Annotated in this window: 10 protein-coding genes and 1 pseudogene; 2 read left to right on the forward strand and 9 right to left on the reverse strand. The window is 62.4% G+C overall.

The window, feature by feature from the left end; translation table 11 throughout:
- Positions 1 to 80: 80 nt before the first annotated feature.
- The 8 genes from NKH19_RS03100 to NKH19_RS03135 all read right to left on the reverse strand — a co-directional run bounded on the left by NKH19_RS03100 (position 81) and on the right by NKH19_RS03135 (position 9,906).
- Positions 81 to 1,022, reverse strand: a complete 942-nt coding sequence (locus tag NKH19_RS03100) for a D-ribose ABC transporter substrate-binding protein (RefSeq protein WP_352981760.1) — start codon at positions 1,020 to 1,022, stop codon at positions 81 to 83.
- A 38-nt stretch (positions 1,023 to 1,060) separates the two neighbouring features.
- A complete protein-coding gene (locus NKH19_RS03105; protein ID WP_352981761.1) occupies positions 1,061 to 2,194 on the reverse strand; it encodes an ABC transporter permease in 1,134 nt (377 codons plus the stop codon).
- 26 nt (positions 2,195 to 2,220) lie between these two features.
- A complete protein-coding gene (locus tag NKH19_RS03110) occupies positions 2,221 to 3,762 on the reverse strand; it encodes a sugar ABC transporter ATP-binding protein (protein WP_352981762.1) in 1,542 nt (513 codons plus the stop codon).
- Positions 3,759 to 4,415 (reverse strand): DUF2291 family protein, encoded by a 657-nt coding sequence (locus tag NKH19_RS03115; protein WP_352981763.1) that lies wholly within the window; start codon positions 4,413 to 4,415, stop codon positions 3,759 to 3,761. Before NKH19_RS03115 ends, NKH19_RS03110 begins: the two co-directional genes overlap by 4 nt.
- Positions 4,416 to 4,448: 33 nt before the next feature.
- On the reverse strand, positions 4,449 to 5,459 hold the full coding sequence (locus NKH19_RS03120; protein WP_352981764.1) for a sugar-binding transcriptional regulator: 1,011 nt from the start codon (positions 5,457 to 5,459) through the stop codon (positions 4,449 to 4,451).
- 429 nt (positions 5,460 to 5,888) lie between these two features.
- Positions 5,889 to 7,601 carry a glycerol-3-phosphate dehydrogenase/oxidase gene (locus NKH19_RS03125; protein ID WP_502910871.1) on the reverse strand — a complete coding sequence of 571 codons (1,713 nt, stop codon included), beginning with the start codon at positions 7,599 to 7,601 and terminating at the stop codon, positions 5,889 to 5,891.
- Positions 7,598 to 8,374, reverse strand: a complete 777-nt coding sequence (locus NKH19_RS03130; protein WP_352981765.1) for a DeoR/GlpR family DNA-binding transcription regulator — start codon at positions 8,372 to 8,374, stop codon at positions 7,598 to 7,600. The genes NKH19_RS03125 and NKH19_RS03130 overlap by 4 nt, the downstream gene beginning before the upstream one ends.
- Positions 8,371 to 9,906 (reverse strand): FGGY-family carbohydrate kinase, encoded by a 1,536-nt coding sequence (locus NKH19_RS03135; RefSeq protein WP_352981766.1) that lies wholly within the window; start codon positions 9,904 to 9,906, stop codon positions 8,371 to 8,373. Before NKH19_RS03135 ends, NKH19_RS03130 begins: the two co-directional genes overlap by 4 nt.
- 359 nt (positions 9,907 to 10,265) lie before the next feature.
- Between NKH19_RS03135 and NKH19_RS03140 the strand changes: the two are divergent.
- A pseudogene (locus tag NKH19_RS03140) lies at positions 10,266 to 10,460 on the forward strand (alpha-hydroxy-acid oxidizing protein); the annotation flags it as partial.
- 61 nt (positions 10,461 to 10,521) lie between these two features.
- On the opposite strand, the gene tssH reads toward NKH19_RS03140, so the two are convergent.
- Entirely contained in the window at positions 10,522 to 13,302 is a 2,781-nt protein-coding gene (gene tssH / locus NKH19_RS03145) for a type VI secretion system ATPase TssH (RefSeq protein ID WP_352981767.1), read from the reverse strand.
- Positions 13,303 to 13,639: 337 nt separating this feature from the next.
- Here tssH and tssA point away from each other — a divergent pair, with 337 nt between their 5' ends.
- Positions 13,640 to 14,806 (forward strand): type VI secretion system protein TssA, encoded by a 1,167-nt coding sequence (gene tssA / locus NKH19_RS03150; RefSeq protein WP_352981768.1) that lies wholly within the window; start codon positions 13,640 to 13,642, stop codon positions 14,804 to 14,806.
- Positions 14,807 to 14,812: the final 6 nt, after the last annotated feature.

Here is a 14,812-nt window from a genome sequence, read left to right on the forward strand (position 1 = left end):
GTTGGTGATGAAGGCAGTTCACGAGGGCAATCTCGTAGAAGAGGCAGGGAGTGTCCGCAAGGACACCCCCTGTCCAGGTTTTACTCAGACAGCACGAAGGGTGCCGTGTACTTGTCGACATTGTCCTTGGTGATGAGAAGGCAATCGAACAGCTGCTTCTCGGTCGCCGCACCGGTGGCGCCCGTCTTGATGAACGAGTCCGCCTGCTGCACGGCCTTGGCCGAGAAGATGGCGACCGGCTGAAGCACGGTGTACTGCAGTTCACCGGACTTGATCGCCGCAACCGCATCCGGGGAGCCGTCGAAGCCGCCGACCTTGATGCCAGCCAGCTTGCCGGCCTCCTTCAGCGCCGCAACCGCACCGAGCGCCATTTCGTCATTGCCGCTGATCACGGCGATTATGTCGGGATTGGCCTGCAGCATGCTCTGCATCTTGTCGTGGCCCTGGGTACGGTCCCAGTTGGCGACCTGCGAGGCAGCCTTTTCGAGATCCGGATACTGGCTCAGCACAGTCGCGTACCCGTTCGAGCGCGTGGCGGCGTTGTTGTCCGACGGGGCGCCGAGCAGTTCGACATATTTGCCCTTTTCACCGACGGCCTGCACCCATTGCTGGGCACCCAGAGCGGCGCCCTGCGCGTTGTTGGAAACGAGCTGCCCCTTGGCGAGGCCTTCCTGGTTGATCTCGGCATTGACGAGGAAAACCGGGATGTTGGCGGCAATCGCCTTCTTCACCGCGCCGACAGAGCCATCGGCATTGGCCGGATCGAGGATGATGGCCACCGACTTGTTGGTGATGGCGGTGTCGATCAAGTTGCTTTCCGTGTTGGTGTCGCCCTTGTGGGCGCCGACATTGGCCGTATAGCCGAGCTTCTCGGCTTCGGCCTTGGCGACGTTGCCCTCGGTCAGCCAGTAGGGGTTGGCCGGATCGTTGACGATGATGGAGATCAGGCCCGCGGCCGACGCGGCCGCCGCAAACCCGACGACCATCGCGGCGGCGAGCAAGCTCTTAAGCATGGTTTTCATGTACATTCCTCCAATGACTACGCGGTGTTGCTGCCAGTTCATCTGGCAGTCTTCCCTTGGGCAGGATTGGCCGCTTCGGCCTTCCCCCGTTTCTGAGAAGTCGGTTGGCCACCTGTCGAAGCTGGGAGCTTGCTACGGCGGCGATACTGAACGGCATTGAGCAGCACGGCGAGTACGATGACGGCGCCCGTGAACACTGTCTGCCAGTAGGATGAGATGCCGATGATCACCAGACCATCGGACAGGAAGCCGATGACGAAGGCCCCGAGCAGCGTTCCGCGGATATTGCCGCGCCCGCCGGTCAGTGCCGCGCCGCCGATGACGACGGCCGCGATGGCCGTCAGTTCGTAGGTGGTGCCCGCGGTCGGTCCCGCCGACGTCAGCTGCGAGGACAGGATCAGGCCGGCAATGGCGGCGCAGATGCCTGACAGTACATAGACGGAAATCTGCACGGTCTTGACCGGAACGCCTGACAGTTCGGCCGCGCGCTCATTGCCGCCAGAGGCGTAAAGCCAGCGCCCGAAGGCGGTGCGGTTCAGGACGATGCTGCCGATGAGCGCGATAACCACGAGAACCACCACGCCGGTCGGCACGCCAAACAGGCGGTTGAAGCCAAGCGCATCGAAGCCGGTGTTTCCCAGCTCCGGCTTGCCGCCGAGATTGTTGTAGGTCAGGCCGCTGGTCATCAGCAGCGCCAGGCCTCGCGCCATGTACATGACGCCGAGCGTCGCGACGAAGGCCGGAACCTTGAAGCGCGCGATGAGCACGCCGTTGATCAGCCCGACAACGGCGCCCAGCATGCAGGCAAGCACCGCGACCACCCAGACCGGCGGATAGAGAACGATGCCCAGCCAGGTCAGCGTCACGCCCTGCATCAGGAATCCGGCAACGACGCCGGCAAGCCCGAGCGTCGATCCCACCGACAGGTCGATGCCGCCGTTGAGGATGACGAGCAGCATGCCGACGGCGAGGATTCCGAAGATGGCGACATGCGAAGCCATGGTCAGGAAATTCGCCACCGAGAGGTAGTAGGGCGACAGGAACGAGAAGACGACGATGATGAGGATCAGGGCAAAGAAAGCGCGGCCCTCGAGCAGCAGCTTGGCGAGATCGAAGCCTTCGCCGCCCGCGCTCGGACTGGACTGTTTTCTGGCCTGGCTGACGTCGGTCATGATCTGGGCTCCGAAATTCCTAGTGATCAGGCGATCACGGCTTCGCCGGAGGCGGCCATGATCTGCTCTTTGGTGGCGTTGGCGCCGAACTCGGCTGAAATCCTGCCCCGGCGCATAACGACGATCCGGTGCGCGATGCTGAGGCACTCGTTGACCTCCGAGGTCGAGAAGATCACCGCAAGGCCCTGCGCGGCGCGTTCGCTCAGCAAGCGGAAGACCTCGGCCTTGGCGCCGACATCGATGCCGCGGCTCGGCTCGTCGAGGAGGATGACCTTGGGGTTGGTCGTCAGCATCTTGCCGATGACCACCTTCTGCTGATTGCCGCCCGAAAGCGATCCGATCATGGCGTTGCCGCCCGCGGTCTTGATGGTCACCTTGCGGATCGAATCCTCGACCAGCCCGCGCTCCCTGGAGCGGGATAGAAACAGCCCCTTGGCGAACGCTTCGATGCTGGCAAGCGAGAGATTGCGGCCGACGGTCATGGTCTGCACCAGCCCGTCGCGCTGGCGATCCTCGGGGACCAACACAAGACCCTTGGCGATGCGCTGGGCAATGCTCAGTCCCGAGACGTCCTCGCCCTCCAGAAGCGCGCGGCCGCCCGCCATCGGTACCCGTCCGGCGACGGCTTCCAGCAATTCCGTGCGCCCGGCGCCCATCAACCCATAGATGCAGACGATCTCGCCCGCTCTGACGTCCAGCGACAGATGATCGACGACGGAATAACCGGAGCCCGAAGTGTCGATGACGCTGACATCCTCGATCGACAGGGCGACCTCGCCGAACTCATGACCGGTCGGTGGCGAGCCGAGATCGAAATTCTCGCCGACCATGTTGCGCACGATCCACTCAAGATCGATATCCTTGGCTTCGGCTGTCGCCGTGATCGCGCCGTCGCGCAGGACAACGGCGTAATCGGTGATCTGCAGCGCCTCTTCGAGGTGATGCGAAATGTAGACGATGGAGACGCCGCGGCTGGTCAAATCGCGGATCACCTTGAACAGCACCTCCACCTCTGTGGCACTGAGCGCCGAGGTCGGCTCGTCCATGATCAGGATGCGGGAATCGACCGACAGCGCCCGTGCGATCTCGACGATCTGCTGCTGTCCGAGGCGCAGATCCTCGACCAAGGTCATCGGATCGATGTCCTCCTCGAGATCGGCCATCAGCGCGCGCGCCTGGCGCGACTCCTCGGCGAAGTCGAGGCCAGTCCTGGTGCGCAGTTCGCGGCCCATGAAGATATTGTCGCGAACGCTGAGGTTCGGCGCCAGGCTGAGTTCCTGGTGGATGATCGAGATGCCGCGATCGCGCGCGTCCGAGGACGAGGAAAAACTGACGAGATTGCCGTCGAGCACGATGTCGCCGGATGTCGGCGTGACCACTCCAGACAGGATCTTCATCAGCGTCGACTTGCCGGCGCCATTTTCCCCAAACAGCGTCGTGACCTTGCCGCGATGGATGTCGAAATTGACGCCCTTGAGCGCATGGACGCCGCCATACGACATGACAATGTTGCGCGCCGAAAGCACGGCGTCGCCATTCGCGGATCCGGTGCCGGCAGCCAAGTTCATTTGACCTCCAGCCTCACGGGAGTGACCAGCCAGCTCTTCGGATTGACCAGCTTGAAGGCGCCAACCACCGATATGGTCTTGCCGGTCAAGGTGCTGGTGTCGATTTTTGCCAGGACTTCCTTCTTCATCTCGTTGTTCAGCGCCGAGCCGGCGTCCTGGTATTCGATCTGGTTGGTGAATTGGCCGAATGTGATCTTGCCGGTGGCATCGCGCAGCTCGGTGCCGTTGATCGCCGGTCCCGTCTGCACGCGGACCATCAACGTGTCGGGCAAACCGTCGACTGCGACCTTGTAGATGCCCGATTTTCCTTCGCCGACGACGCCGCTGAACTTGACCGAGATGACCGGCCCGACACCCGCGGGCACGCCGTATTCCTTTTCGGCCGTTGCCCTGTCCTTGGCGATCGCCGTCGCCACCGTCACCGCGTCGGCGGCACGAGCCTCGACATCGGCCTGCACCTTGGGAAATTCCGACTTGCCGTAGTCGATCGCGGAAAAGACGACGCTGCGAACGTCGCCCGCGGACCCGATCCTGACCACCTTGGTGTCGAGCGCCATGGCGCCGAGCAGGACGAGAACCGCGGCGCCGGCAAGTGCCCGACGCAGGCCGGGCGCGGTCTGCCGGGTCGATGCGGTGGCAGCCTTCGCGCTCATGACGCAACCGCCAGCAAAGCAGATCCGCGCTTGTCACGCATTTGACGATCCTCCGTTCACATGGCGCTTGGCACCATTGGATTGGTTCTGTTCGAAAAGGGCACGGGCGGTGGATTCGTCGGTGATCAAGCCGCTCAGATAACGGCTTTCGAGCACCGCCTTGATCGCCCGCACCTTCACCTTGCCGCCGGCGACGGCGACGATCCTGCGGCCTTTCAACTGGTCACGCGGCAGCGCCAGGATTCTTTCCGACAGCGCCGTTTCCACCGGGCGCCCCTTCTCGTCGAAGAAATGGGCGAGCAACTCGCCGACGCCGCCATCGCGTTTGACCTCATCGATTTCGGAATGTTCGATCATACCGGTAGCGACCAGCGAGGCTTCCCGCTCGGCGGTCCCTATTCCGACGAACATCAGGTCGGACCGGCTTGCGAGAGCGAAGACATCGCTGATGCCGCGCTGGCCAAGCAGCACCTCACGGTCCTCGGCGGTGTTGGCGACGAAAGGCACCGGCATCACATAGGCCTGCGCGCCGGTTCGCTCGGCCAGCCGATGCATGACGTCGTGCGGGTTGGCCGCGAATTTGCGCGTCACGCCGCCAAGCAGCGAGACGAAGCGGATATGGGCGGCGGCGGTGCGTGTCAGATACTCGACGCTTGCCGCAAGGGTGCGGCCATGGCCGACGCCGATCAGCATGCCTTCGCCACGATCGATCTCGCGCTTGAGAAACTGGGCGCCGGCGATGCCCAGCCCCTTCAGCGGCAGGTCTTCCTGGTCGAGATCCGGAACCACCTCGCAATAGTCGAGCCCGTATGCGGCGGTCAGGCGCTGCTCCAACTCCACACACTCGGCGACGTCGCCATCGATAAAGACCCTGACCAGACCTTCCTGGTTGGCCTTGGTGATGAGCCGGTGCGCCTTGAGGCTGGTCAGGCCAAGCCGCTTGGCCACCTGGGCCTGTGTGAGACCCCCGGCATAGTGAAGCCAGGCCGCGCGCGTGGCGAGGCTGGATTCATGGTCGCGGTTAGCGGTTCCGCCGGATTTCAAGCCATCTCCTCCCTGAGATGATATTATTATCTTTATCTGCAAAAATTTTCACATCCTTGCATTGCTGTCAATCCCTCACCCGATTTGGCGCATATCCTCGGTGGGAATTCACAGGCCTTGCCCCTCGCCGATACGCCGGCTCGCCGGGGTATCGGCGGTCAGCGTCGGCTTATTAGGAGGTCGGCATGTTAGGCGATCATACTGTTGTGTTAATTTAACGTCAACTGACGTTATCTAACGCTACAAACAACGGGGTTGCAGAGGTCATTGCTGCCGAAATTTCAGTTAATCATTTGTTTTTAATCACGTATATCCGATTGGAAAAAAATCCCAATCAGGATGTGAGTTGCGGCGTTTGCACATGCGAAGCCATGGGCAAACCGATAGGATTGCCTCAAGAAAGAGTATCGGCATTGTCCAATGACGCGGTCAGTCCAACCGCATCAGGTTCCGGCCCTCGAGTTCCACAACCGCGGCCTCGATTTCCTGCGCAATGCGCTCAGCACTCCAGTCAAGCGCCCGCGCGGCGATCGACGCGATCTCCCGCAAGTCCCGGCCTGTCAGGGAACCGGCAATCGCCAAGGTGCTGCGGCGCATGACGATATCAGCCAGATGTTCGACGAATTCGTTGCGGACGATGTAGTCAATTTCCGACCGGCTGTAGCTTTCTGAATCCGGCAGTCGACCCTCATCATCCGACCCGTGCTTGGCGATCTGCGTGGCTCTGGTGCCGTATCGCGACAGCAGTTGATCGAGGCGCCGTTCCTCGATGCCCGTTTCCGATCGCGCCCGGGCCAGCCAGTCCATACGTGCCAAAGCATCAGGCGGAAAATCCCTGCCACCGCCAATCGGCATGGCTTGCGTCGTCACCTTGCGGCTCCGCTGCAGACGATCGAGCACGGTGTCGGCGACTTCCTCGGCGAAGCCACGGAATGTCGTCCATTTGCCGCCGACCAGCGAGATGACCGCGAAAGGTCTGTTTCGATCCGGCTCGGCGACCGGCGCCGAGTGATCGCGGCTGATCAGCCCGGGCAACGATGCATCCGAGGCCGGCAGCGGCCTGATGCCGCTATAGGCATAGACGATCTGGTCGCGCTCGAACGCCATTCCCGGGAGCAGCGTCCGCACGCTGTCGAGCAGGTACTCGACTTCGTCAGGCTCGCAGCGGACCGCGTCGGGATTGTCGGCCTTGATGTCGGTGGAGCCGACCAGCGCCAGGCCGAGATAGTCATAGACAAGGCAGATGCGGCCGTCGTCGGCCTCGAAATAGAGCATGCGCCCGGCCAGGCTTTTGACCAGTTCGTCATGCCTCAGCAGGATGTGCGAGCCCTTGGTGCCGCCGATCATCTTCGACGGCGCGCCAAGCAAATCGTTGACGTCATCGATCCAGGGACCGGCGGCATTGACCACCAGCTTGGGCCGCACCGAAAATGCCGCGCCGTTTTCCGGCTGGAAGGTGAGCACGCCATCGGCCGAAGCCACCAGCGCCGTGTAGTTCGCGCTGGCCGAGGCGGCATTTGCCCGCAGCCCATCGAGGATCAGTTCGAGCACCAGCCTTTCAGGGTGGCTTATCTTGGCGTCGTAGTAGGTGCCGGTGGCGACGATCGAAGGATTGAGCGCCGGCATCCCGCTGAGCGCCTGGCGCCGCCCGACCATGCGGTGGCGCGGCATGACCTGGTTTCGCGAGCCATAGAAATCATAGATCATCAGGCCGATCTTGATCAGGATGGCGCCGCGGCTGCGCGGCGCGCTGGTCGAGCCGAACAGCGTTCGCAGCGCCGCCAGCATGCCCTTGTTCCAGGAAAAGATCGGGATGACGGTCGGCAGCGGGCTGACATAGTGCGGCGCGTTTTTCAAAAGCAAATTGCGTTCGAGCGTCGACTGCGCCACGAGACCGAACTCGCCGGTCTCGAGATATTTCAGGCCGCCATGGATGAGCCGCGACGGCGCGGCACTGGTGCCCGAACCGAAGTCCGCCTTGTCGACGATCAGGCAGCCGACGCCCTGCGCGCACAGGTCGCGAAACAGGCCCGCCCCGTTGATGCCGGCGCCGAGAATGACGACGTCAACCTCGCCGATCCCAGCCATGGCGACCAGACGCCCGGCAGGTTTTTCCGTACGTGTTCCTTCAGCTGGGCTCATGGTGCTTTCGTCTTGACGACGCGCAGCTTGACGCCGGCCCGTTCGAGGGCTTGCGCCCGCGCATCGCCCAGGCCTTCGGTTACCAGCACGACGTCGAAGCTGGTCAGATCGTCGAAGACATGCAGCGCGATCCTGTCGAACTTGGCATGGTCGATCAAAAGGATACGCTTGACCGATGCGGCCATCATCGCCTGCTTGACCCGCACGACATTGGGGTCCTGGATGAAGGCGGTGGTTCCGGTGATGGCCGAAGCCGAACAGATCAGCACATTGGCGCGCAGCTGCGCCACGGCGTTCTCGCAGACGATGCCGATATAGGCATTGTAGGTGGCGTGGTACTGGCCGCCGAGGCAGATGAAATCGATATCGTCGACATTGGTCAGCAGCGACGCCGTCGCCACGGAATTGGTGATGACGGTCAGCGGCTTGACGTCGAGCAGCAGCGTGGCGACGGCGTTTGCCGTCGAGGAATCGTCCAGCATAACCACCTGGCCGGCTTCGACATAATCCAGTGCTGCCCACGCCAGCGCATCCTTCTCGGCCCGGTTGACCGTCACCCGGTAGCGGAAGGCGCTTTCGTAGAGGCCGGACGGCTGAACCGTTACCGCACCATGTAGCTTGCGCAGCACGCCCTGCTGCGCCAGCCGGTCGATGTGCCGGTGGATGGTCATGCGCGATACGCCGAAATGCTCGACCAGATCGTCGATGCGCACCTGGCCGAGCTTGATCACATAGTCGGCGATCTCTTCGCGTCGTTCGTCGGCCTTGATCATGTGGTTCCCCCGGTGTCTTGCCGCGCCAGCTTCTCGATCTCCGGCCAGTGCGGTTCGAGCGCACCTGCTATGCGGCCATAGAGGGAAAAGCGCTCGTTGAACACAGCACTGGAGGCAGGCACTGGCTCGTATTGGCGCGCCGTCATGCCGACCTGCCTGGCACCTTGTTGCGGCGTCGCGAAGATGCCGACCGCGGCACCCGCGCAAAGGGCAGCGCCAAAGGCGGCGGCCTCGTCGGTCGAGGTGATGGTGACCGGGGCATTCAGCACATCGGCGAACATCTGGACGAAGGCTGGATTGCGCGAACCGCCGCCGGTCAGGCGGATTTCGCGAACGACAAAACCTTCGCGCAGAGCTTCGACATGGGTGCGATGATTGAAGACAATGCCTTCCAGAACCGCCTTCAGCATATCGCCGCGATTGTGCCAGCCGTGAAGGCCGACAAAGCTGCCGCTGGCGACATCGCCAAAGGGGGAGCCGAACAGATAGGGGTGAAACAGGATGGACGACCGGTTCTTCAGCGCCGCGGCGATCTCTGCTGCCAGCAACTCATGGATCGAGCCACCCTCTAGCGATGCCTTTTCCTGCTCCGAGCGGCAGAACGTGTCGAGAAACCAGTCGTAGTTTGCGGTCGAGGCCGGTGAGATCGCCATGTTGTTCCAACGGCCCGCGTCGATGGCGTTGCGACAGAACCAGCGCGGGTCGACACGCGGTTCCGATGAGACGACTTCGTTGATCGAATAGGTCCCGGCGACGATGGCAAGCACGCCCTCCTCATGGCCGCCCATGCCGAGCGCCGAGGCAGTCACGTCATGCAGTCCGCAAGCGACGGGTGTTCCCTTGGCAAGGCCGGTCATTTGGGCGGCATTGGCGGTGACGTGGCCGACGATGTCGGCCGAATGCGCCATCGGCGGCAGCGCATTGAAAAGATCGTCCAGTCCGAAAATACGCAATGCTTCAGGCGCGAAGGCTTGCGTTCGGAAATCCGTGAATGAGGTGCTGGCCTCCGTGCGGTCGGTACCGATCGTGCCCGACAAGCAAAAGCGCAGCCAGTCCTTGCAGGCCAGTATATGCCCGATGCGCCCATAGCGGTCGGGTTCGTTCTTCCTGATCCAGGCCAGCAGCGCCGATGGCGCCGAGACGTGCGGCGCCTGGCCGGTGCGCGCCAACGCGTCTTCGAAGACCCGATCCGCCGACCATCTTTCGACAATCTCGCCGGCGCGGCTGTCGAGCGACAGGATCCCGGGCCTCAGCGGCCGACGATCCTTGTCGAGCAAATAGAGGCCGTCGCCATGCGCGGTCGCCGCCACCACCTTGATGTCGTCTGCCGGCCGGCCGCACAATGCGATCGCCTCCTTGATTGCGTCGGCGGTCGCTTGCCAGAGGCCGACCATGTCGCGCTCCATCCAGCGTGCATGGGGCATCGATTGCGGAATCCGCCGACGCGCCACCGACAATTGCGTGCCATCGGCATCGAAGATCACCGCCTTGGTAACCGTGAGACCGTTATCGATTCCGAGCAGACTGGGCATGGTCACCGCCTCTTTCAGCGACTGGCGATGCGCACTGCAAGGCAATCCTGCAGGCTGGGGCAAGGGCAACAGACATAGCGACGATCAACGCGCACGGTGATACAAGCGATGACACCCAATGGATCAAACGAACCATACCGTGATGTTAATTTAACGTCAACGTCTGGGATAATTCTGCGTCAGCCCCATAGAATCCCAGCATTAAGAACGATGCAAGATTGAAAACATCGCTGATTTTGTTGTATTTTTTTGATATGAAAATATCCCAACCGGACCGTTGATGAGCCCGTGAGCATCATAGAGCCGAAAGGCACCGCGATGTTTGGCGTCAGGCAGCCCTTCGGGCCCGTGGTGGAAGCCATTATCCGAAATATATCGGCCTTGGCGCCAACACGCTCATGATCGGGCTTCGGGCTCTTTGGGGCCTCGCCGTGAATGGCGAAGCCGGTGCAAATGCCCTTTTGGCCGTGCTTCGTGAGGAGATCGACCTCACCTCCACCATGCTTGGTTTGCGCCAACCCGTTGATGCAGGGCGGGCAATATTGCCGCGATGATTGCTTCTACCACACCCCGGCCACCCTCGGTTCCCGATGCGTCGTCAACATTCGCCCGAAGCTACTCGAAGGAATAGGTGAAGCCCTCCTTGGAGGCACCGACGGTCACCTTTGTCATCTTTTCGCCCTCGAGCGAGCGGTTCAGCACGCCGCGGCTCAATTCAGGCAGGAGCGTATTGGTCAAAATGGCGTCGATCATCCGCCCACCGGATTCGATCTCGGTGCAGCGAGCCTTGACCAGGTCCATGACGCCGTCGCCGATCACCAATTCCGCGTCGTTGGTCGCACGCAGTCGACGAGCGATTTTGGCGAACTGGTGGCGGGTGATCGCTTCGATCATCGAATCCGAGAGCGGATAGTAAGGAATGGTCACCACCCGGCCGAGAAAGGCCGCGGGGAAGACCTTCAGCAACGGGCTGCGCAGCGCGGTGTCCAGATCGTCGAGCCCTGCCCGCAGCGTGCCATTCCTGGTCCGATCCATGATGACTTCGGAGCCGACATTCGAGGTGAGCAGGATCAGCGTGTTCTTGAAATCGATGCGCCGGCCCTCGCTGTCGTCCATCATCCCCTTGTCGAAGACCTGGAAGAATATCTCGTGCACGTCAGGATGCGCCTTCTCGACCTCGTCGAGCAGGATCACCGAATAAGGCTTGCGGCGGACCGCCTCGGTCAGGATGCCGCCCTTCCCGTAGCCGACATAACCGGGCGGCGCCCCCTTCAAGGTGGAAACCGTATGCGCCTCCTGGAACTCGGACATGTTGATCGAGATGAGGTTCTGCTCGCCGCCATAAAGCGTTTCGGCCAGCGCCAAGGCGGTTTCAGTCTTGCCGACGCCCGAGGGGCCGCAGAGCAGGAACACACCCACCGGCTTTTCCGGCGCGCCGAGCCCGGCGCGGCTGGTCTGTACGCGCTTGGCGATCATCTCCATGGCGTGGTCCTGGCCGACGACGCGTTCGGACAGGGTCACGGCGAGCCGCAGCGCCTTCTCGGTCTGGCTCGACAACATCCGCCCCGTCGGGATTCCCGTCCAGTCCTGGACCACCGCCGCCACGGCGTTGCGGTCGACCGACGGCAGGATCAACGGCGTCTCGCCTTGCGCCTCGGCCAGTTCGGCCATCAGTTCGCGCAACCGGGCGAGATCGGCGGCCGGATCGGGTGGAGGGGCATCGGCGGCCGCCGGTGTCTTTACGTCGGTTTTGGCCGTTTGGGTTTTGAGCGTTTTGGTTTTGGTTGGCTGAGTCTCAACCGCGTCCGCGTCTGCTGTTTCGCTATTGGCTTCCGGCGTCTCCACCGCATCGAGCGGCACACCTTCGCCGCGCAGCCTGGCGCGCAATTCGAGTATCTCGGCAACAAGTGCCTTTTCCCGATCCCAACGTTGCTGCGCGGCCGCCAGCGTGACCTCGCTTTCGGCAAGCCCGGTGTCGACCCGAGCCTGCCGCTCAGTCACCTCGATGCCGATCGCAGCCTCGCGGCCGATAATACCGCGCTCGACCTCCAGCGCCTGGCGTCGGCGCATGATATCCTCGACCTCCGCCGGCGTGGCATGCTGCGATATGGCGACACGGGCGCAAGCGGTGTCGAGAAGGCTCACCGCTTTATCCGGCAATTGCCGCGCCGGGATGTAGCGATGCGACAGGCCGACCGCCGCCTCGATCGCCTCATCGAGTATCTGTACCTTGTGGTGCTGCTCCAGAACGCCGGCCACACCGCGTAACATGAGAACGGCCACCACCTCCGAAGGCTCGTCGATTTTTACCACCTGGAAACGGCGGGTCAGGGCCGGGTCTTTCTCGATGTGCTGCTTGTATTCCGCCCAGGTCGTTGCCGCGATGGTGCGCAATTCGCCCCGCGCCAGCGCCGGCTTCAGGAGATTGGCCGCGTCGCCGGTTCCAGCCGCGCCTCCGGCGCCGATCAAGGTGTGGGCCTCATCGATGAACAGGATGACCGGCGTTTCGGACGATTGAACCTCATCGATGACGGCCTTGAGCCGTTTTTCGAACTCACCCTTTACGCTTGCTCCCGCCTGCATCAGTCCGACATCGAGCATGCGCACACTGACGTTCCGCAGGCTGGGCGGCACGTCGCCCTCGGCGATACGCAATGCAAAGCCCTCGACGACCGCGGTCTTGCCGACCCCGGCCTCGCCGGTCAGGATCGGATTGTTTTGCCGGCGTCGCATCAGGATATCGACGATCTGCCTGATCTCCGGATCGCGGCCGACGACCGGATCGATCTTGCCGTCGCGGGCACGCTGGGTCAGGTCGGTGGCGTATTTCGCCAGCGCCGAATCGGCGCCCGGAGGCCGCTTCGGCGTTTCGGCCGCGGGAACCGCTATGCCTGCGCCGGCTTCGAGCGAGCCCTCCATTACGTCGGCGAACCGTGCGATCACCGCGGCGGCCTCGATCTTGTCAAACTCGCCGCTGATCTTCGACAGCAGGCCTTCCAGCACTGGCGTCTTCAGGCAGGCAAGCAGAATATGGGCGCTGCGGACTTCCTCGACGCCGAACTCAAGCGTTGCCAGGTTCCAGGCTTCCTGGATGGCATGGAAGATATGGTCGGAAAATTCCTCGATCGACGTTGCGCCGTAAGGCAGCTTGTCAACGGCGCGGGTCATATCGGCCGTGAGCCGGCTCGCATCCACTCCCGCATCGGCAATTATCATTTGCACATCCGAGCGGTCGGAAAGCACCAGTTGCTCGATGAAGTGGACGAGTTCGACGTAAGGATTGCCGCGCAGCTTGGCGGTGTCGGCAGCAGCCTTGAAGGCGCGGACACCCACAGGATTGAGCTTACCGACCAGTTCCTTGCGTTTGAAGGTCTGCGATGACCGGCGCTGTTCCATCGAACGTGCTCCTGCAATCTGCCAGCCGATAAACTGCCACATAAGCCGTCACTTGACAAAGCGCGTGATGGAGGGGGCTCGATGCCCGGCTCAGCCGGCTTCTTCCGCTTGTGGAAAAGCCCGCGCCACCGGCTGCAAGCAACCACGGAGTTGGGCGCCCACTATGCGATGCATTTCACAGCGGGGTTTTGCAATCACGCCACGGATTTCGTCCTCAAGAGCGCCCGCTGCATTTAGCTTCTGTTAATTTTTGAGCAGTCGTTCAATTGTGGTAAAGTGCGACGGTGTGATAACGTCAGGTCACATACGGTTTGAGGGCCGGGCGCTGGGGGTTGGTGTGATTGATGTCGCACTCTGGCTTGCTTCACTCGACGGTGAAAATCCGTCAGGGGAGGATTTGCGCAACGACCCGGCTTTTCATGAGCTGGAGCGCCTGACGGAACCCCAGGTCAAGGTCGTCCACGATGGCCACAACAAGCCCAACTCGCAAAGCACCATTCCGGTCGACTGGCCTGCAGTGCTCGCAAAGGCAGAGGAACTGCGACCGCATGGCCGGGACCTGCGCCTGCTCGTCATCGTCACGCGCGCGCTGGCCAATGAAGAAGGACTGGCCGGGCTCGCGCAGGGTCTGATCCTCATTGCGCGGACCTTCGACCAACATTGGGCGACCATGCATCCGGCACTGCGGCCCAACGCTTCGCCACGCGATGCCGCCTTGCGCCGTATCAACGCGCTGCTCGACCTCCAGAATGGTCAGGACGGGTTGTTGGCGAACCTGCGGCAGATGACGTTCTTTGCGCCACGCTCGATCGGGCCGATCAGGGGACGCGATCTGGAACAAGGCGCGCTCGACGACCGTGTCATGCTCCAGGAAGCCGCCTCGGGATTGAATGCGGCGGAAAAAGCCACACTGGTCAGTGCGCACGGACAACTCTTGAACAGGGTGCGTGCCGGATGTGTGGCACAGATGGATCAAGCCAACGCGGAGATGGTCTCACTCGTCGCCGACGCCCGGGCAGCGATCGCGGCTCTTGATGCGGTCGAAACCGCCCTCAACGCTCGCCTCGACGGCGGCGGCGCTCCTGTTCCGGAATTAAAGCGGTTTCTGCAGCGTTTGCTGACGACCCTCGAACGGAATTCGGCAGCCGTGGCGAATGGCACGGCCAAGCCGCCCACGCCGGCGGAACCGGCAGCGACTGCTCGAAACGGTCATGGAGCCGATACTATGGCAAGTGTGGCAAGCTACGCGGACTCGAGCATGGGGCTTCCCGACCGCATCTCCTCGCGCGACGACGTGGTGAAATGCCTCGACCTCGTCGTCGCCTTCTATGACCGCACCGAACCGTCGAGCCCTATACCGCATCTGGCGCGGCGTGTGCGCCGGATGGTGCACATGGATTTCGTTGAACTGATGGAAGATCTCGCGCCGTCGGGGCTGAAGGAATTCCGGCTCCTTGCCGGCGTTCCCGATGCCAAGAAGACGGCTCAGAAGGATGAAAGGTAAGAGCAC

Source organism: Mesorhizobium sp. M1338, assembly GCF_040318045.1.
Taxonomy (GTDB): domain Bacteria; phylum Pseudomonadota; class Alphaproteobacteria; order Rhizobiales; family Rhizobiaceae; genus Mesorhizobium.